This is a genomic window from Microbacterium sp. (assembly GCF_047606385.1).
GTDB lineage: Bacteria > Actinomycetota > Actinomycetes > Actinomycetales > Microbacteriaceae > Microbacterium.
Genome location: NZ_JASGEL010000091.1, coordinates 1 through 18,003 on the forward strand (window position 1 = coordinate 1; position 18,003 = coordinate 18,003).

General features: G+C 72.4%; 21 protein-coding genes. 4 read left to right on the forward strand and 17 right to left on the reverse strand.

Annotated features, from left to right (window positions below):
* The 12 genes from QM626_RS08475 to QM626_RS08530 all read right to left on the reverse strand — a co-directional run.
* Nucleotides 1-387: DNA-3-methyladenine glycosylase (locus QM626_RS08475; protein ID WP_415075967.1), on the reverse strand; the 387-nt coding region annotated here is incomplete at its 3' end.
* Complete coding sequence (locus QM626_RS08480; protein WP_415075969.1) at nt 384-1,808, reverse strand: hypothetical protein; 1,425 nt, start codon at nt 1,806-1,808, stop codon at nt 384-386. The genes QM626_RS08475 and QM626_RS08480, both read right to left, overlap by 4 nt.
* The gene (locus tag QM626_RS08485) at nt 1,798-2,628 is read right to left on the reverse strand and encodes a TIGR03943 family putative permease subunit (protein ID WP_415075971.1); all 831 of its coding nucleotides are present in this window, start codon (nt 2,626-2,628) and stop codon (nt 1,798-1,800) included. Before QM626_RS08485 ends, QM626_RS08480 begins: the two co-directional genes overlap by 11 nt.
* Nucleotides 2,621-3,565 carry a permease gene (locus QM626_RS08490; RefSeq protein WP_415076103.1) on the reverse strand — a complete coding sequence of 315 codons (945 nt, stop codon included), beginning with the start codon at nt 3,563-3,565 and terminating at the stop codon, nt 2,621-2,623. The genes QM626_RS08485 and QM626_RS08490 overlap by 8 nt, the downstream gene beginning before the upstream one ends.
* Nucleotides 3,566-3,655: 90 nt before the next feature.
* A complete protein-coding gene (locus tag QM626_RS08495) occupies nt 3,656-4,051 on the reverse strand; it encodes a Fur family transcriptional regulator (protein ID WP_415075973.1) in 396 nt (131 codons plus the stop codon).
* Between the two features lie 46 nt (nt 4,052-4,097).
* Nucleotides 4,098-4,958 carry a metal ABC transporter permease gene (locus QM626_RS08500; RefSeq protein ID WP_415075975.1) on the reverse strand — a complete coding sequence of 287 codons (861 nt, stop codon included), beginning with the start codon at nt 4,956-4,958 and terminating at the stop codon, nt 4,098-4,100.
* Entirely contained in the window at nt 4,955-5,782 is an 828-nt protein-coding gene (locus tag QM626_RS08505; protein WP_415075977.1) for a metal ABC transporter ATP-binding protein, read from the reverse strand. Before QM626_RS08505 ends, QM626_RS08500 begins: the two co-directional genes overlap by 4 nt.
* The gene (locus QM626_RS08510) at nt 5,779-6,765 is read right to left on the reverse strand and encodes a metal ABC transporter solute-binding protein, Zn/Mn family (protein ID WP_415075979.1); all 987 of its coding nucleotides are present in this window, start codon (nt 6,763-6,765) and stop codon (nt 5,779-5,781) included. The genes QM626_RS08505 and QM626_RS08510 overlap by 4 nt, the downstream gene beginning before the upstream one ends.
* A 76-nt stretch (nt 6,766-6,841) precedes the next feature.
* On the reverse strand, nt 6,842-8,230 hold the full coding sequence (locus QM626_RS08515) for a dihydrolipoamide acetyltransferase family protein (protein WP_415075981.1): 1,389 nt from the start codon (nt 8,228-8,230) through the stop codon (nt 6,842-6,844).
* Between the two features lie 114 nt (nt 8,231-8,344).
* Nucleotides 8,345-9,328 carry an alpha-ketoacid dehydrogenase subunit beta gene (locus tag QM626_RS08520; RefSeq protein ID WP_415075983.1) on the reverse strand — a complete coding sequence of 328 codons (984 nt, stop codon included), beginning with the start codon at nt 9,326-9,328 and terminating at the stop codon, nt 8,345-8,347.
* Between the two features lie 97 nt (nt 9,329-9,425).
* Nucleotides 9,426-10,556 carry a thiamine pyrophosphate-dependent dehydrogenase E1 component subunit alpha gene (locus QM626_RS08525; protein ID WP_415076105.1) on the reverse strand — a complete coding sequence of 377 codons (1,131 nt, stop codon included), beginning with the start codon at nt 10,554-10,556 and terminating at the stop codon, nt 9,426-9,428.
* A 35-nt stretch (nt 10,557-10,591) separates the two neighbouring features.
* The gene (locus QM626_RS08530) at nt 10,592-11,695 is read right to left on the reverse strand and encodes a histidinol-phosphate transaminase (RefSeq protein WP_415075985.1); all 1,104 of its coding nucleotides are present in this window, start codon (nt 11,693-11,695) and stop codon (nt 10,592-10,594) included.
* 81 nt (nt 11,696-11,776) lie between these two features.
* On the opposite strand from QM626_RS08530, the gene QM626_RS08535 reads away from it, so the two are divergent.
* Nucleotides 11,777-12,178 carry a phage holin family protein gene (locus QM626_RS08535; RefSeq protein ID WP_415075987.1) on the forward strand — a complete coding sequence of 134 codons (402 nt, stop codon included), beginning with the start codon at nt 11,777-11,779 and terminating at the stop codon, nt 12,176-12,178.
* On the opposite strand, the gene QM626_RS08540 is transcribed toward QM626_RS08535, so the two are convergent.
* Complete coding sequence (locus QM626_RS08540; protein WP_415075989.1) at nt 12,141-13,514, reverse strand: hypothetical protein; 1,374 nt, start codon at nt 13,512-13,514, stop codon at nt 12,141-12,143. The two genes, QM626_RS08535 and QM626_RS08540, sit on opposite strands and share 38 nt — an antisense overlap.
* On the reverse strand, nt 13,511-13,777 hold the full coding sequence (locus tag QM626_RS08545; RefSeq protein WP_415075991.1) for a hypothetical protein: 267 nt from the start codon (nt 13,775-13,777) through the stop codon (nt 13,511-13,513). Before QM626_RS08545 ends, QM626_RS08540 begins: the two co-directional genes overlap by 4 nt.
* A 176-nt stretch (nt 13,778-13,953) precedes the next feature.
* Here QM626_RS08545 and QM626_RS08550 point away from each other — a divergent pair, with 176 nt between their 5' ends.
* Entirely contained in the window at nt 13,954-14,394 is a 441-nt protein-coding gene (locus QM626_RS08550) for a low molecular weight protein-tyrosine-phosphatase (RefSeq protein ID WP_415076107.1), read from the forward strand.
* A 30-nt stretch (nt 14,395-14,424) separates the two neighbouring features.
* Nucleotides 14,425-15,804: an adenylosuccinate lyase gene (purB, locus tag QM626_RS08555; RefSeq protein WP_415075993.1), complete on the forward strand. Its 1,380-nt coding sequence runs from the start codon at nt 14,425-14,427 to the stop codon at nt 15,802-15,804.
* Nucleotides 15,805-15,986: 182 nt separating this feature from the next.
* Here the strand turns inward: purB and QM626_RS08560 are convergent, their stop codons facing one another.
* Together QM626_RS08560 and QM626_RS08565 are read right to left on the reverse strand one after the other, a co-directional pair.
* Nucleotides 15,987-16,391: an amino acid transporter gene (locus QM626_RS08560; RefSeq protein WP_415075995.1), complete on the reverse strand. Its 405-nt coding sequence runs from the start codon at nt 16,389-16,391 to the stop codon at nt 15,987-15,989.
* Nucleotides 16,388-17,035, reverse strand: coding sequence for an acyl-CoA synthetase (locus QM626_RS08565; protein WP_415075997.1), 648 nt, complete (start codon nt 17,033-17,035; stop codon nt 16,388-16,390). The genes QM626_RS08560 and QM626_RS08565 overlap by 4 nt, the downstream gene beginning before the upstream one ends.
* 106 nt (nt 17,036-17,141) lie before the next feature.
* Here QM626_RS08565 and QM626_RS08570 point away from each other — a divergent pair, with 106 nt between their 5' ends.
* The gene (locus QM626_RS08570; protein ID WP_415075999.1) at nt 17,142-17,471 is read left to right on the forward strand and encodes a heavy-metal-associated domain-containing protein; all 330 of its coding nucleotides are present in this window, start codon (nt 17,142-17,144) and stop codon (nt 17,469-17,471) included.
* A gap of 25 nt (nt 17,472-17,496) precedes the next feature.
* Here QM626_RS08570 and QM626_RS08575 read toward each other — a convergent pair whose 3' ends face one another.
* A complete protein-coding gene (locus tag QM626_RS08575; RefSeq protein WP_415076001.1) occupies nt 17,497-17,892 on the reverse strand; it encodes an SRPBCC family protein in 396 nt (131 codons plus the stop codon).
* Nucleotides 17,893-18,003 lie beyond the last annotated feature (111 nt).

Consider the following 18,003-nt stretch of genomic DNA (forward strand, 5'->3'; position numbering starts at 1 on the left):
GACGCCCCGGCGCGCGCGGCGTCGCGCGGTCGCGGCGTCCACGCCCTCGACCACCTCCCCGGCGCGCAGCAGCACACCGCCGGCGACGCCGACCGGGCCGCACACGACGTTCACGCACGAGTGGATGCCGTGGCTGAGGTACACGTACAGGTGCCCGGGCTCGCCCCACATCGTGGCGTTGCGGGCGGTGGGCCCCATCCGCGCGTGCGATCCGGGGTCGGGCACCTCGCCGGTGCCCGCACCGTGATAGGCCTCGACCTCCGTGATCCGCAGCACGACCCGGTCTCCCGCGAGCTCGGTGATCAGGTGGCCGCCGAGCAGGCGGGGCGCGACCTCGAGGGGCAGCCCGGCGAGGTCGGCGCGCGTGGCGGGCACGAGCGCGATCATTGCAGCGGCACCTGACACCACGAGATCGCGAACGCGCCGAGCGCGGACACCTCGCTGCCGTCGTCGAGGTCGACGACATGGGTCTCGACCGTGGTCGGCACCGGCAGGTCGTACCCGGTCACGTAGGGGTTGCCGGCGGCATCCGGTTGCACGAGGAACGCGGCATACCGTCCCGACGGCGACACGCACGTCTGCAGCAGCGCGTCGGTGGCGGCCGTCTCGAAGACGTGCGTCGGGGTGCCGTCGGCGGCGACGAGGTACACGTCCGCGCCGCTCATGCCGTCGGCGGCGCTGATCTCGCGCAGCGTCGTGCCGCCCGGCAGCGGCAGGATGGCGCCGATGCTCCCCTCGACGCCGGTCGCGCCCACGAGCGGCGTGGTCGCGCCGTCGGAGAGGTCGACGGTGTAGTACCCGTCGGTGCGCAGCACGACGGCGGTCGCCGACCCGCGCGCGATGCCCTCGATCTGCGCCGCGTCGCCGAGGTCGACGACGTTCGAGCCGTCGGGCGGCGTCAGCAGCAGCCGTCCCCCGAAGCTCAGCACGAGGATGCTGTCGGTGTCGGGCACGAAGCGCCAATCCGCCGCCTCGACCGTCGCGCCCGCCGCCTGGATCGCGGTGGGCGCGGCGTCGGCGTCCGCCGGCTTCAGGGATGCGGTGAACAGCGCGCTGGTCAGCGCCCCCGCGGCGGCCGGGTCGGCGTCCGTGTAGGTGTAGCCGATGACGTCGCCGGTGTCGGCGCTGCCGAGCTCCTGCACGGTGCCGGTGCCGTCGCCCGGCAGCGGCAGCTCGCGGGCGTCCTGCCCGTCCAGGTCGGTCACGACCAGCGCGGGCCTGTCGTCGTCGGTGCGGATCGACATCACCAGGTACGACGTGGTCGCCCGGAAGTCCTCGATGTGGGAGGCCGTGTACACGGGCACCGCCGCGGCACCGTCGAGGCCGGTGCGATAGACGGTGTCCCCCTCGTCCGACCGCTGCAGCATGTAGACGGTCAGCGACGGCGTGGTGATCGTCTCCGTGATCGTCGAGACGGGACCGCCCCCCGTCCCGGTCACGCCGGCGATCGTCACGGTGTACGTCATCGCGTCGTACAGCGGCAGCGCGAATCGGATGCCGATCTGCCGTCCGCTGGTGGAGACGGTCATGTCCACGGCGGGAGTGATGGTGACCTGCGAGGGGTCGATCTCCTGCAGCGACTGGCTCGTCGTGAGGATGAGGCGGGAGCCGGATGCCGACACCGCCGCGTCGGCGTCGAACTGCACGTCGGTGACCCGCGGGCCCTGCAGCGTCCCGACCGCGCCGCCGGCGAGCCCGATCACGACGAGCAGCGCGACGATGCCCGCGAAGGCGCCGACATAGGCGCGCAGCCGCCGTCGGCGCGACCGGGCGCGGCGGCTGCCGGTCGCGGTGCCGTCAGTACTCATACGGGTCCGACGGCTCGTCGATCGGCGTGACGAGCGAGGCGAGGATCTCGAGCGTGCCGTCGTCGCCCGTACGCACGGTTCCCGAGATGGTCACCCATTGGCCGGCGCCGAGGCCCGCGGCGTCGGCGGCGACCGTGACGGTGGCGGGCTGCGCGTCGATCACGCAGTGCGTGATCACGAGCCGCGTGAGCGAGAAGTCGCCCGACCCGGCCTGGCTGACGAAGCCGGTGAGGGTCACCGCGTCCCCCTCGAACGCGTCCGGGTTGGTGGCCGTGGCGAACACGCTGGCCCAGTCGCCGACGCCGAACGACGCGGTGTCGCCGGTCGTCGCCAGCGTGATCGCGTCGGAGCCGGAGAACAGCGGCGCGGCGCCGGTGTCGCGGGACGCCGCGAGCTGCGCCGACAGCGACGCCGCGGGCAGCACGAGCATGCCAAGCACGATGCCCGAGGCGAGCACGCCGCCGGTGGCGACGGCCACGCGGGCGACGGCGCTCGGCGCGTGTCCGTCTCCGTGAAGATGCCCGGCATCATGCCCTGTTGCGACATCCTGACGGAGACGAACCTGTTCGTCGCGGTGCGGCGCGTGCGGCACCGGAGCGTGGTCGTGGCCGTGATCCGCCTCGGCGCCCAGCGGCAGCGCGAAGCTCAGCAGCGTGCCCACGAGCGCGACGACCGCCATCAGCACGGCGAACCATGCGGCATCCGGGTTGATGTACAGGCCGATCCGGCCGGTGACGGCGAGCGCGACCGTGACGGCGGCGAGGCAGGCGGCCAGGCCCACGCCCAGCCAGCGGGTGAGGAGGCTCTGCGATCTAGACAAGCAGGTTCACCGCCGTCCCGAGCGCGAACGAGAACAGCAGCACCACCACGACCATGCCGGCGATGGTGCGGGCGGTGAACGTGGTGCGCAGCAGGGCGATCATCTTGACGTCGACCAGGGGCCCCGTCACCAGGAACGCGGCGATCGACCCGGACGTGAACGTCGAGGCGAACGAGAGCGCGAAGAAGGCGTCGACGTTGGAGCAGATCGAGACGACCATCGCGAGCGCCATCATCGCGACGATCGACAGCACCGGGTTCGATCCGATGGCCAGCAGCGCATCGCGGGGCACGACCACCTGCACCGCTCCGGCCAGCGCCGCGCCGATCACGAGCGCCGGCATCACCGCCCGGAACTCGACGACGAGCTGGGCGAGGCTGCGCCGCCATCTGCCGCCGCGCTCCGGGGCGACCAGTTCGCAGGCGTCCCGGAACCGCTCGGTGAGCAGGCCGTCGGGGTCGGGATGCCGGCTGTACAGCCAGCCGAGCAGGTTGGCGACCGCGTAGCCGCCGAGCAGGCGCGCGACGAGGATGCCGTCGGAGAACCCGAACGCCTGATGGGTCGTGATGATGACGATCGGGTTCACGATCGGCGCGGCGATGAGGAACGTGAGCGTCTCGGGCACCGTGAAACCGCGCATCAGCAGGCCGCGGGCGAACGGCACGTTGCCGCATTCGCAGACGGGCACGATCATGCCGAGCAGGGACAGCACGGCCCGGCGGGCCCAGGCGCGGCGCGGCATCCATCGTTCGATCGTCCCGGCCGGCACCCACACCTGCACGACGATGGAGAGGACCACGCCGAGCACGACGAACGGCAGCGACTCGATCAGGACGCTGAGGGCGAGGGTGATGCCGTCCTGGAGCTGGTCGGGCAGCGAGCCCGGCACGAGCTGCGGGACGAGGGCTGCGACCCCGAGCAGCACGACGAGCGCCAGGACGCCGAGGCCGAGGCCGGCGGCGGCTCCCGCGCCCCGGACCGGCACCTTCGCGGTCTTGGGGACGTAGCGGGTCGGGGCGGACACGCCTCAGGCCTGCGCCTTCGCGCACGGCGTGCACAGCCCGAAGATGTCGACGACGTGCTCGGCCTGCGTGAAGCCGTGGCGTGTGGCGGTGCGCTGCGCCCACGCCTCGACCTCGGAGGCCTCGATCTCGACCGTGAGCCCGCAGTTGCGGCAGATCAGATGGTGATGGTGATGCGCGCTCTCGCATGCGCGGAAGAGGTTCTCCCCGTCGGGGCTCTGCAGCGAGTCGGCCGAGCCGTCCGTGGTGAGGGAGGACAGCGCGCGGTAGACGGTCGCGAGGCCGATGCCGGTGTCGGCCTCGCGCAGCCGGGCGTAGAGCGTCTGCGCGCTCACGAAGCCGCGAGCCGAGGCGAGCTCCTCGCGGACGCGCTCGCGCTGCCAGGTGTTGCGCTGAGCCATGGCCGGAAGTTTACCGGCGCGGCGCTGGGCGCGGCCCGGACGCCGGCTATGCGTCGCGGGCGGCGCGGTCGCGACGGGCGCCCACGAAACGGCACACGACGTAGATCAGGAACGAGATGGTCGTGATGTAGGGGCTCACCGGCAGGGTGCCGGCGACGGCGAGCAGGATGCCGCCGACCGCGGACACGACGCCGAACAGCGCCGCGAGCAGCGGCACGGCCAGCGGCCCGGTCGACACGCGCATCGCGGCGGCGGCGGGCGTCACCAGCAGCGCCATCACCAGCAGCGCGCCGATGATGTGCACGGCGACGGCGACGACGAGGCCGAGCAGCAGCATGAACGCGAACGAGACGGCGCGGGTCGGCACGCCGCGCGCGGCAGCCGACTGCGGGTCGAGGGAGTCGAACCGCAACGGCCGCCAGATGAGCAGCAGCCCCACGAGCACGAGCACGCCGATGACGATCAGCACGCCCAGCTGGCTGCTCTGCACCGACACGATCTGCCCCGTCAGCAGGCTGAAGCGGTTCGCGCTGCGACCGTTGTACAACGAGAGGAACAGGATGCCGAGGCCGAGCCCGAACGGCATGAGCACGCCGATGATCGAGTTCCGGTCACGGGCGCGGGCGCCCAGCCAGCCGATGAGGCCCGCCGCGATCAACGAGCCGACGAGCGAGCCGGTGACCACATCCACCCCGAACAGCAGCGCCGCGGCCGCGCCCGCGAAGGACATCTCGCTGATCCCGTGCACGGCGAACGCCATGTCCCGCTGCATGACGAACACGCCGATGAGGCCGCCGACGATGCCGAGAACGGCGCCGGCCCACACCGAGTTCTGCACGAGGGCCAGCACCGCCCCGTACTGCGAGGCCCCGCCGAAGAGCGCGTCGCCGATGTCCGACCAGTTCACAGCCGAGGCTCCCTCGGCGGCCGGTCGTGGTGGTGGTGGCTCTCCTCGGCATCCGGAGCGCCGACCACCACCAGGCGATCGCCCGCGCGCAGCACGAACACCGGCGCGCCGTACAGGTCGGTCAGGGTACGCGAGTCGAGCACCTCGTCGGGAGTGCCGAGGGTGAACCTGCCCCCCGCCAGGTACAGGATGCGGTCGACCGCCCCGAGGACCGGGTTGATGTCATGCGTCACCAGCAGCACGCCCGCCCCGCGCTCACGACGGTGACGATCGATGAGCCCGACGACGGCCTGCTGGTTGGCCAGGTCCAGGCTGGTCAGCGGCTCGTCGCACAGCAGCAGCCGGGGGTCGTCGGCGAGCGCCTGGCCGACGCGCAGCCGCTGCTGCTCGCCGCCGGAGAGCACGCCCACCGGCCGGTCGGCGAAGTCGCGCGCGCCGACCGCGTCGATCAGCGCGTCGACGCGGTCCCGCTCCCCCCGCCGCGGGAGCGGGAGGCCGAAGCGGTGCCCGTCGACGCCGAGCGTCACGAGGTCGCGGCCCCGCAGCGCGGCGTAGCGGGGCATCGGCCGCTGCTGCGGGATGTAGCCGATGCGACGGTTGCCGGCCCTGCGCACGGGCTCGCCGAGCGCCTCGATGCTGCCGGAGCTCAGCCGCTCCAGGCCCAGGATGGCCCGCAGCAGCGTGGTCTTGCCCGCGCCGCTGGGGCCGAGCACGGCGATCAGCTCGCCGGGCGCGACCTCCAGGTCCAGGCCGCTCCACAGCTCGTGCCCGTTGCGACGAAGCGCGGCGGACGTGATGCGCAGCGGCGGCCCGCCCGCGCTCACGAATCGAGCGCGGCGGCGAGCGCGGATACGTTCTGCTGCATCCACTCAATGTAGGTCAATCCGTCCGGAAGCGTCTCCGACACCTCCAGCACGGGCACACCGGCCGCGTCGGCCGTGTCGATGAGCTGCGTCGTCTCGGCGCCGCCGGTCTGCGAGTTCGCGAACAGCACGCTCACCTCGCCCGACTGCAGCAGGGTCGTCGCCTCCAGCAGCGTCGCCGCCGGCACGTCGTTGCCCTCCTCGACCGCCTCGCTGAAGTCCTCGGGCATGACGTTGACGAGACCCGCCGCTTCCACGAGGTAGCCGGGGACCGGCTCGGTGTACATGACCTCCTCGCCCTGGTGCGCGGCCGCGATCTCGTCCGTGCTCGCGGTCAGGGAGTCGAGCTGGGAGGTGAACGCGTCGAGGTTCGCCGAGAACGTCGACGCGTCGTCGGGCAGGAGGGCGCTCAGCTCGTCCGCGATGGCCTGCGCGACGCTGGCGATAGTGTCGAAGGAGTACCAGACGTGCTCGTTGAAGCCCTCGAGCTCGTCCTCGTCGTGGTCGAGCTCGGCGTGCGGATCGGACTGCAGCTCGGCGGTGGTGTCCTCGTCGGCCTGCTCGCCCTGCCACGCCGACGAGTACTCGGCGGCGACGATCACGGGGGCCTCGGATCCGCTCGCGTCGATGAGCGAGTCGATGAACGGGTCGTAGCCGCCGCCGTTCGCGACGATCAGGTCGGCGCTCTGCACGGTGAGCTGGTCGGCTGCGGTCGCCTCGAACTCGTGCGGGTCCTGCGACGCCGAGTCGATGATCGACGTCACGGTGACGTCGTCGCCGGCGATCTCCTGCGCGATCTGGCCGTAGACGTTCGTCGAGGTGACGAGCGTGAACGTGCCGTCGGAGGCGTCGTCGGAGGCGGAGGATGCGGCGCAGCCGGCGAGGGCGAGCACGGCAGCGGCGGACACGGCGGGCAGGGCGAGAGTCATCCGGATTCGGGGCATGCTCCTACCGTAACGCTATTGAGAATCGTTCTCAAACTGAGGACCGGTCGCTGCCACCGAGCCCCCTCACGCCGCCTCAGTCCAGCAGCAGCGCCGGCTCCTCCAGCACGGATGCGACGTCCGCCACGAACCGGCTCACGCCGTCGCCGTCGATCACGCGGTGGTCGAACGAGCCCGACACCGTCGTGACCCAGCGGGGCCGCACCTCGCCGTCGACCACCCACGGCTTCTGCCGGATCGCGCCCATCGCGATGATCCCGGACTCGCCGGGATTGATGATCGGGGTCCCGGCATCCATCCCGAACACGCCGATGTTGGTGATCGTGATGGTGCCGCCCTGCTGGTCGGCCGGCGAGGTCTTGCCGGCCCGCGCGGTGAGGGTGAGGTTCTCCAGCGCCCTGGCGAGCTCGCGCGTGTTGAGGCTCTGCGCCTCCTTGATGTTCGGCACGAGCAGGCCCCGCGGGGTGGCGGCCGCGATGCCGAGGTTCACGAAGTGGCGCACGCGGATCTCGGCACTGCCGTCCTCCTTGTCGACCCACGCCGAGTTGATCATCGGCGTGCGCCGCACCGCCCAGATCACGGCGCGGGCCATGATCAGCAGCGGCGAGACCTTGACGTCGGCGAAGTCCGGCGAGGCCTTCAGGCGCTTGACGAGCTCCATGGTGCGGGTGGCGTCGACATCCGTCCACACCGACACGTGCGGGGCGCTGTAGGCCGAGCCGACCATCGCGCTCGCGGTGGCCTTGCGCACGCCCTTGACCGGGATGGTCTCCTCCCGCTCGCCGGCGGGGGCCGGTGCCGCTCGCGGCGGCGTGGGCGCCTGCGCGGGTGGCGGAGCGACGGACGCCGCGACCGGGATGGTCTCCTCGCGCACCTCGGGCCACTCCGGCGTCTGCAGGTTGCGGAACACCTGCGCCTGAGACGCGTGGGTGACCACGTCCTCGCGGGTGACCTCGCCGTTCGCACCGGTGGGGGTGACCTCGGCCAGGTCGACGCCGAGGTCGCGGGCGAGCTTGCGGATCGGGGGCTTGGCGACCACGACCCCGGACGCCGCGGGCTTCGCCGGGGCGTGGGCGCCTCGGCCGGGCTTGCGGCGCGAGCTGACGTGGCCGGCGGCACCGTAGCCGACCAGCACCGAGCCGGAGCCCTCGTCCGCGGTCTCCTCGGGCACGGCGTGCTCGGCGGCCGGATGGTCGGCGGGAAGCGGGGCGTCGGCGGTGGCGCCGGCATCCGCGATCGTGACGATCGCCGCCCCTACGTCGACGGTCGTGCCCTCGGCGACGAGCAGCTCGCCGACGGTGCCGGCGAACGGGGACGGCAGCTCGACGAGGGACTTGGCGGTCTCGATCTCGACGATGACGTCGTTGACGGCGACCGTGTCGCCGGGCGCGACGCGCCACTGCACGATCTCGGCCTCGGTGAGGCCCTCGCCGACGTCCGGCAGGTGGAAGGTCTGGCTCGTCATGCGGGCTTCCTTTCAGCGGCGGACTGTCCACGACTCAGGCGATTCCGGCCTGCCACGCCGTCGACGGCGGCCATCGGACCGATTCTGCCTGAGTTATGCGCAGCCATGGCGGGTTCAGTAGGCCAGGGCCCGGTCGACGGCCTCGAGGATGCGGTCGGCATCCGGCAGGTAGAGGCCCTCGAGCTTCGCGGGCGGGAAGGGCACGTCGAAGCCGGAGACGCGGAGCACGGGCGCCTCGAGCGCGTAGAACGCCTGCTCGGCGACGGTCGCGGCGATCTCGGAGCCCAACGAGGTGAACCCCGGCGCCTCCTGCGCGTAGACCATGCGGCCGGTACGGCGCACCGACTCGAGGATCGGACCGTAGTCGACCGGCGAGAGCGAGCGCAGGTCGACGACCTCGGCCGAGACGCCCTCCCCCTCGGCGAGGGCGGCCGCCTGCAGCAGCGTCGCGACCATGGCGCCGTGACCGACGAGGGTCACGTCGGTGCCGCGACGCACGACCCGTGAGGCGTGCAGCGGCAGCGCCCGCTGGGCCAGGTCGACCTCGCCCTTGGGCCAGTAGCGGCTCTTCGGCTCGAAGAAGATCACCGGATCGTCGCTGGCGATCGCGTCCTGGATCATCCAGTACGCGTCGTTCGGCGTCGAGGGGCTGACCACGCGCAGCCCCGGCGTGTGGGTGAAGTACGCCTCCGGACTCTCCTGGTGGTGTTCGATCGCCCCGATGTGGCCGCCGTAGGGGATGCGGATGACGACCGGCATCCGCAGGGCGCCCTCGTGCCGGTTGGTGATCTTGGCCAGCTGCGAGGTGATCTGGTCGAATCCCGGGTAGACGAAGCCGTCGAACTGGATCTCGCACACCGGCCGGAAGCCGGCCATGGCGAGACCGATCGCGGTGCCGATGATGCCCGACTCCGCCAGGGGGGTGTCGATCACGCGGCGCGGGCCGAACTCGGCCTGCAGGTCCTCGGTGATGCGGAACACGCCGCCGAGCGGCCCGATGTCCTCGCCCATCAGCACGACGTGGTCGTCGTCGGTCATGGCCTGCCGCAGCCCGGCGTTCAGCGCCTTGCTCAGCGGCATCGTCTCGAGTTCGCTCATTCGGCGCCCCTCCCCCGAGCATGTCCCAGTTCGGCGCGGTATAGGAGGCTCATACCGCGCCGAACTGGGACATCAACCGCGCCGAACTGGGACATGGTCATGCCTGGTCCTCCTCGTACGAGGCCTCGTAGGCGGCGAGCCACTCGCGCTGGGCGTCCATCAGCGGATGCGGCTCGCTGTACACGTGCGCGAACATGCTGTCGGGCTCGATGCCGCCCAGCGCCACCGTGCGGATGCGGGTGTCCTCCGCGACCGCGTCGGCCTCGGCGGCCACGTCGGCGAAGAACGCCTCGCTCGCACCGCGGGAGAGGAGGTACGCCCTCATGCGCGCGATCGGGTCGCGGCGCGACCACGCCTCCTCCTCGTCGCCGGTGCGATACTTCGTGGGGTCGTCGCTGGTGGTGTGAGCGCCCATGCGGTAGGTTATCGCCTCGATCGCGCGGGGGCCGAGGCCCGCCCGCGCCTCGTCGAGCGCCCGCCGCGTGACAGCGTAGCTGGCCAGCACGTCGTTGCCGTCGACCTGCACGCTCGGCATCCCGTACCCCTCCCCCCGGCGGTAGAGCGGAGCGGGGGACTGGGTGCGCACCGGCACCGAGATGGCCCACTGGTTGTTCTGCAGGAAGAACACCTCGGGGGTCTGGAAGCTCGCGGCGAACACCATCGACTCGTGCACGTCGCCCTGGCTGGAGGCGCCGTCGCCGTAGTAGACGATGACGGCCTCGTCGCGCTGCGGGTCGCCCTGCCCGCTCTTGCCGTCGAAGGCGAGACCCATCGCGAACCCGGTGGCGTGCAGCGTCTGCGAGCCCAGCACGAGCGTGTAGATGTGCACGTTGCCGTTCTCGGGGTCGAAGGGGTTCCACCCGCCGTGGGTGAGGCCCTTCATCACCCGGATGATGTCGACCGGATCGACGCCGCGGATCGTGCAGACGACGTGCTCGCGATAGGACGGGAAGATGTGGTCCTGCGGGCGCGCCGCCCGGGCGGATCCGACCTGCGCCGCCTCCTGCCCGAGGCTCGGCGGCCAGAGCGCGAGCTGACCCTGGCGCTGCAGGTTGGTCGCCTGCCGGTCGAAGGCCCGGATGACGATCATGTCGCGGTAGAACGTCTCGAGGTCGGCGTCGCCGAGCGCCGCGATCGCCTCCAGATAGGGCTCGGCGGCCGGCGTCGGGGCGAACGTGCCGTCGGCGGCGAGCACCCTCGCCACGCTCGGATCGTCGGCGGGCACCAGGTCGCAGGGAACCGAGTCGTCGGTGGTCACGGGTTCTACCGTAGCCGCCGCCCCCGGTGCCCCTCTGGAAGGGTGTCGACAATGGATGCCGCGATCCGTAGGACCTCATCCACAGATTCCGCTTCGCCGACCGTGACGCGGATGCCGTCTCCCGCGAACGCGCGGACAATGACGTTCCCCGCCTCGAAGGCGGCCGCGGCCTCGAGCGTCTGCGCGCCCGTCGCCAGCCAGACGAAGTTGCCCTGGGCCTCCGGCACGTCCCATCCCGCCTCCCGCAGGCCGGCCGCGAGGCGGTCACGCCGGTCGGCGATCACGCGCACGCGCGCGCGCAGCTCGTCCTCGGCGTCCAGGCTCGCCAGCGCCGCTTCCTCCGCCTGCGCGGTCACCGACAGCGGGATGGCGGTGGCCCGGGCGGCGTCCAGCACGCGCCGATGCCCGATCGCATAGCCGACGCGGAGACCTGCGAGCCCGTACGCCTTCGAGAAGGTGCGCAGCGCCACGACGTTCGGGCGGACGATGCCGAGCTCGCGCAGCCCGTCCACCGCATCCGGAGCGGTGACGAACTCGGCGTAGGCCTCGTCCAGGATGATCAGGACGTCGCCGGGCACCGCCTGGACGAAGTCGTCGAACTCCCGCTGCGTGACCACCGGACCCGTCGGGTTGTTCGGGCTGCAGACGACGATCACCCGGGTGCGGTCGGTGACGGCGGCCGCCATCGCCGGCAGGTCGTGCCGGCCGTCCGCGGTCAGCGGCACCTCGACCCGCTCGGCGCCCGAGACCACCACCATGCTGGGGTAGGCCTCGAACGAGCGCCAGGCGTAGATCACCTCGTCGCCGGCACCGGCCGCCGCCTGCACCAGCTGATAGAGCAGGGCGACGCTGCCGGCACCGATGTGCACCTCGTCAGGCGCGACCCCGTAGCGCGCGGCGAGGCGATCGCGCAGCCTGGCAGCTGTCGCGTCCGGGTACCTGTTGACGTCGACGCGGGAGCGCAGCACCTCCGCGACGTGCGGCAGCGGGTCGAACGGGTTCTCGTTGCTCGACAGCTTGAAGGCGTCGGCCGCGGCCTGCTTCCCCTGCCGATACGGCGGGAGCCCCGCGATCTCGGGACGGATGCGGACGGGGGTCGGCTCGGTCACCCGACGAGTCTACGAGCAGGTCGTTCTCCCGGGCCGGCGGTCCCGAGTGACATCCGCGCCCAGACGCGAGAGAGTTGCCGCATGGGCTTCCTCATCCGTGTCGTGGTCAACGCGTTCGCCATCTGGGTCGTCACGCTCCTCCCGGCCCTCGGCGTCAGCGTGATCGCGTTCCCCCCGGGCGGCGATCTGCAGCTGGTGATCTCGCTGCTCGTGATCGCCGCGATCTTCGCGATCGTGAACACCATCGTCGGCACCGTGCTGAAGGTGCTGACCTTCCTGCTGTACGTCCTCACGCTGGGGCTGTTCTCGCTCGTGGTCAACGGGTTCCTGCTGTGGCTGACCGCGTGGATCACCGGGTTCTGGAGCTGGGGCCTGCGCGTCGAGGACTTCTGGTGGGGCGTGCTCGCGGCCCTGCTGATCACGATCATCAACTGGGTCTTCGGGCTCATCCTGCGCCCTCGTCGCGCGGATCGGGAACGCTGAGCAGCTCCGGCACGGGCGACGCCTGCGGCGACGGGGAGGGCGTCGGCACCGGGTCGGGCGCGAACTGGTAGACGGTCGCCGCCCCGGCCGCCTGCAGCGCCGCGAGCCGGGCGACCAGCGCGGCGGCACGCGGGTCGCCGGACCCGTCGACGAGGGATGCCGTGGCCAGGTACGCCTCGGCATGGTGCGCCTCGAGCGTGAGGTCGCCGAGACCGGGCAGTGTCGAGACCGTGCGCTCGGCGACGAAGCCGCCCTCCGCGCCGATCGGCTGCGCGAAGCCGCCGCCGGCGAGCGACGCGACCGGGTCGTCCCGGTGGCGCAGCTCGACGACGAACGTGCCCTCGCCGGGGTCGAACGAGGTGGGCGACCCGGCCGTGACGAGCACCTGGGTGTCGTACGTGCCGTCGGCGGCGAGCGCGTCGACGATCATCCCGCCCTGCGAGTAGCCGAACGCGTAGAGGTCGTCGCCGGGCTCGGCGCCGGCCGCCGCGAGCGCGGCACGCACGGCGTCGAGCGAGGCGGCGTCCTCACCGGTGAACAGGTGCGCGTTCGAGGTCATGTTCCAGGCCTCCGCCGGGTCCGTCAGCGACTTCGTGCCGGTCACGTACACCGCGAACGCCCGGCCGCCGCCGGGAAGGTCGTACCGTTCGACGCGCACCCTCGACGAGCCCTCCGACGGGATGCGTCCCAGGGCGTCGACGAGCGTCGAGGGCGCCGTCGCCGCCGCGGTCGGCGCCACCTGGCGCACCCTGACGGCGGTCGATGTCGTGGCCGCCGTCGCCGCGCTCGCCCAGCCGCGTCCGAGTCCGCTGCCGGCGAGCTGTGCGAGGCCGCCGCCCGCCGCGATCGCGAACGGCACGAGCAGCAGCGGGGAGACCGTCGCGAGCGCGAACAGTCTGGCCGGCACCAGCTCGTCCCTTCGGTCTCGGCCGGCCAGCGCCGTCGCCGCCGGCCCGCTCGCCTCGGGATGCCGCTGCCGCAGCCGCGCGATCTGCGCATCGATCGCGGCCGCGTCGACGCCGCCGGCGATCGCGGCGTCACGGGCGACCAGCAGCTCGACCAGGTCGTATGCCGCGGCAGCGGTGCGCAGACGCTGAGCCATCGCCTGTGCGTCGACCGCGAGCGCCTCGACATCGGCGGACAGGCGCGCCGCTCGCACGCCGGTCCCGAGCCCGACCGCGGCGAGGCACGCCAGTCCGGCACGGACGCGGTCGAGGTCGGAGCCGGCCTGCACGAAGCGGTGGCTCACCCGATCAAGTGCGGTCGCGACCTCGCGCAGGGCGTCGGCGTCCACCGCGATCGCGCCGCCGGACGAGATCGTGAACCCGTCGCTCATCCGGCCGGTCCGGTCGCCGCGCTGCGCGCCGCCGCGACCTCGGCGCGCAGCAGCGCGGCCTGCGCCCGGCACAGGTCCAGACGTGCATGCCACTCCGCGAGGGCCAGCCGGAACGCCGTGGCCGCAGGCGAGACCCACGCGGTCTGCTCATCCAGCTCCGTCGCGGCCACGCGGGCCAGGTCGAGGTGGGCGACGACGTCCCCCACGGCCGTCTCGGCCGGCGCCAGGGCGGCGAGCGCCGCCGCATCCGTCATCCACCGCATCCGCCGATCATGCGTGGACGGCGCGCTCCGCGCGGCGCGCCGCCCGCGTCGGTGCACAACGCGCTTCCCGATTGCGGCTGTGCAGAACCGGACGATGCGGACACAATGGGGGAGTGTCCGAGCTCGCACCGTTCCGTGTCGTGTTCGTGTGCACCGGCAACATCTGCCGCTCCCCGATGGCCGAGATCGTGTTCCGCCGTGTCGCCGAGTCGCGGCGGATGGGGGACCGCGTCGTCGCGACCAGCGCCGGCACCGGCGACTGGCATGTCGGCGAGCACGCCGACGCCCGCACCGTGAGCGCGCTCGCCGCGCACGGCTACGACGGGACCGCCCATCGCGCACGCCAGTTCGAGCAGAGCGAGTTCTCCCGCAGCGACCTCGTGGTCGCGCTCGACCGGTCGCACGAGCGGATCCTGCGGCAATGGGCGCCGACCGAGGCGGATGCCGACAAGGTCGTGCTGCTGCGCTCCTTCGACCCGGCCGCGGCCGATCAGCTCGATGTCCCCGACCCCTACTACGCCGGTCCCGAGATGTTCGACGAGGTGCTCGGTATGATCGAAGACGCGAGCCGGGCGCTCTTCCGGCAACTCGAACCCGCCATCCGCTCCGCGGTGTAGCAAGCGCTTGGCCGCATCCGACGGAGTACCGTGACGTCCTTCCCCGCGCAGCCGCTCAGCCCTCTCGACGGACGCTACCGCGCCGCGGTCGCCGGTCTCGGCGACTACCTCTCCGAGGCGGGCCTGAACCGCGCCCGCGTGGAGGTCGAGGTCGAGTGGCTCATCGCCCTCACCGATCGTCGCGTGTTCGGCGCCGAGGCGCTGACGGAAGCCGACAAGCAACGCCTGCGCGCGCTGTACCTCGACTTCGGCCAGGCCGAGATCGACTGGCTCGCCGAACGCGAGGCCGTCACCCGGCACGACGTGAAGGCCGTCGAGTACCTGGTGCGCGACCGCCTGTCGCAGCTCGGACTCGACACCGTCGCCGAGCTCACCCACTTCGCGTGCACGAGCGAGGACATCAACTCCACCGCGTACGCGCTGACCGTCAAGCGCGCGGTGCTCGACGTGTGGCTGCCGAAGCTGCTCGACGTCATCGCGAAGCTGCGCGGGCTCGCCGCCGAGCACAGCGACGCCCCGATGCTCGCCCGCACCCACGGGCAGCCCGCGACGCCCACGACCATGGGCAAGGAGATCGCCGTCTTCGCCTGGCGGCTGGAGCGCGTCGCGGCGCAGGTCGCGGCATCCGACTTCCTCGCGAAGTTCTCCGGCGCGACGGGCACCTGGTCGGCGCATCTGGCCGCCGACCCCGACCTGGACTGGATCGAGATCTCGCAGACGTTCATCGAAGGGCTGGGCCTGGGCTTCAACGAGCTGACCACCCAGATCGAGTCGCACGACTGGCAGGTCGAGCTCTACGACCGGGCACGGCACGCCGGCGGCATCCTGCACAACCTCGCCACCGACATCTGGACCTACATCTCGCTCGGCTACTTCTCGCAGATCCCCGTCGCGGGCGCGACCGGGTCGTCGACCATGCCGCACAAGATCAACCCGATCCGCTTCGAGAACGCCGAGGCCAACCTCGAGATCGCGGGCGGCCTGTTCACGACCCTGGCCTCGACGCTGGTCACCTCCCGCCTGCAGCGCGACCTCACCGACTCGACGACCCAGCGCAACATCGGCGTCGCGTTCGGGCACTCGCTGCTGGCGCTGGACAACCTGCTGCGGGGCCTGAGCGAGATCTCGCTGGCACGCGAGGTGCTGCTGGGCGACCTCGACCGCAACTGGGAGGTGCTCGCCGAGGCGATCCAGACGGTGGTGCGGGCCGAGGTCGTCGCGGGCCGATCGACGATCACCGATCCTTATGCCTTGCTGAAGGATCTCACCCGCGGGCGCCGCGTGGGAGCGCCCGAGCTCGCCGAGTTCGTCTCCGGGCTCGACATCGGGGATGCCGCGAAGCAGCGCCTGCTGGCGCTGACCCCCGCGACGTACACGGGCCTGGCCGAGGACCTGGTCGCCGAGGCCTGAGGCGCCCCGTCGGCGGCGCGCCTCGGCGCCCCGGTCCGGCGTGGATCCGCGGGCCGCGGCTCGTGCCCGGCGCGAAAGACAGGACGAGCGCCGCGACACGCCGCGAACGGGGCGAGTTCGGCGGTGATCGGTCGAGACGTCCTGAGTTCTGCGCCCCGGTGGGGCCGGTGGGGCAGCCGGTCTCAGGATGCCGCGGGGGCGTCGCCCTCGGCGGGGTCGTCACCGTCGGCAGGGTCGTCCCCCTCGGCGGGGTCGGGCGCCGCGGGGAGATCACCGGATGCCTCGGCCCCGGCGTCCGGTGCGGGCTTCGTCTCGGGGATCAGGACCGGGTGGTCGTGCCGCTCCACGACCTGAGCCGGATCGATCGCCAGCACGAGCAGGGCGATCACCACGACCACCACGATGAAGGTGATGCCCGCGATCACCAGCGCCATGGTCAGCGCCTGCTGGATCTCGTCGGCGGGGAGCCGCTCGAAACCGCCCATCGACAGGAAGGTCACGGCGCCGGCGAAGACCGCGGCGATGAAGGCGAGCCCGAGCAGCTGCGCCGGGCGCATCAGATCGCGCCGCGTCGGCTTGTCGGTCATGCCCGTCCGTCCTCGACGCCCGAGACGTCGGCGACCGGCTGGCGTCGCGGCGAGAACGCGGCGATCGCGAGGTACACGGCGACGATGGCCGCATAGCCGCCGAAGATGCCGACCGCGATCGCGATGCCGGTGAGCGTGAAGCTCTCGCCGGCCTCGGCGATGTAGTAGTTCAGGGCGTAGCCGCTCGGCACCGCGAGCGTGCCCAACGCGAGCAGCACGCCGAAGACGCCGACGGTGAGCGCGTCGCGGGCCTCGCTGCGAGCCGCCGACCGCGGCGCGGCGGCGACCATCGCGCGCCAGCCGGCGATGCCCTCGATCAGGCCGGTGAGCAGCGCCCAGGCGACCACGAGCACGAAGAACATCTCGGTCGACCGCAGTGTCGGCAGCCCCCCGATCATGCCGGCCACGATCGAGATCACGCCGAGCGCGATCGGCGCGGCGCGCGCCCCGGCCGGCGTGGCGAGCCAGGCGCCCAACGCCAGCACGAGTCCGGTCGCGATCGCGTAACCGCTGAACACGGCGAGTCCGAGCGACGCAGAGTGGTCCGAGGAGAACGTCACCATCGCCGCCGCGATGGCCGCGAACACCGCACGCGCCAACTGCACATGACGCACCTCGAAGGCGCGGGCGGGAGCGTGGGGCACGGCGGATTCCTGGCTGACGGACGGGATGCGTCCAGTCTAGAACTCCCGCACCTGCGGGTTCGCTGCGGGCGGGCCCCCGGATACCCCGGCGGGGTACGCTGAAGGCATGGCTCTGCAACGAATCGACCTCGGGCTGCGCGATGTCACCGCCGACGCCGGGTGCTGCGGCGGCGACGCATGCGGATGGCAGCCGACAACCGCCGCCTCGGCGGGCGACGCCCCCGTGACAACCGAGCTGCGGGTCGACGGCATGACGTGTGCGCACTGCGTCCGCGCCGTCGCCGACGAGCTCGCGCGGGTCGACGGCGTCGACGCGGTCGAGGTGGACCTCGTCCCGGAGGGGGTGTCCCGGGTGCACGTCCGCTCCGCCACGACGCTCGACGCCTCCGCCCTCGCCGCGGCGATCGCGGAGGCCGGCTACACGCTGCGCGCCTGATCGGGCGCGCCGACCACGGCGGGCCCTACGACTCCAGCACGGCGGCGAGTCGGTCCAGGTCGGCCCGCACGACGTCGGCATCCCCCGCGAACGCCTCGTCGCTCACGCCCGGCAGCCGGTAGAGCGTGAACACGACCTCGCTCCCGTCGCCGTTGCGCAGCACCCGCAGCGGGTTGTGCACGACCGTGCCGTCCGGCAGCATCACGTCGTGGTCGAGGATGCCGGCATCCACCGGCCCCGTGAAGGCGACCTGCACCTCGCCCATCGGGGAGTCCGTCACCCAGCGGTCGCCGACGCGGCGGATGCCCGTGCTCAGCCCCGCCGCCCACCGCGGCAGGTTCGCGGGGTCGCCCGCGAAGGCCGCCACCTCGACAGGCGGGCGGGCGATTGAGCGCGAGATGTGCAGCGCGGGCCAGGTCATGCCGGCACTCTACGCGCCGGGGCGTGTCATAACTCCGCCTGGTGGTCGCTTCGGCCGATGGACGCCCGCGTCTTCACGGCCGCCGGCCTCGCCGAGGCGGAGTTATGACAC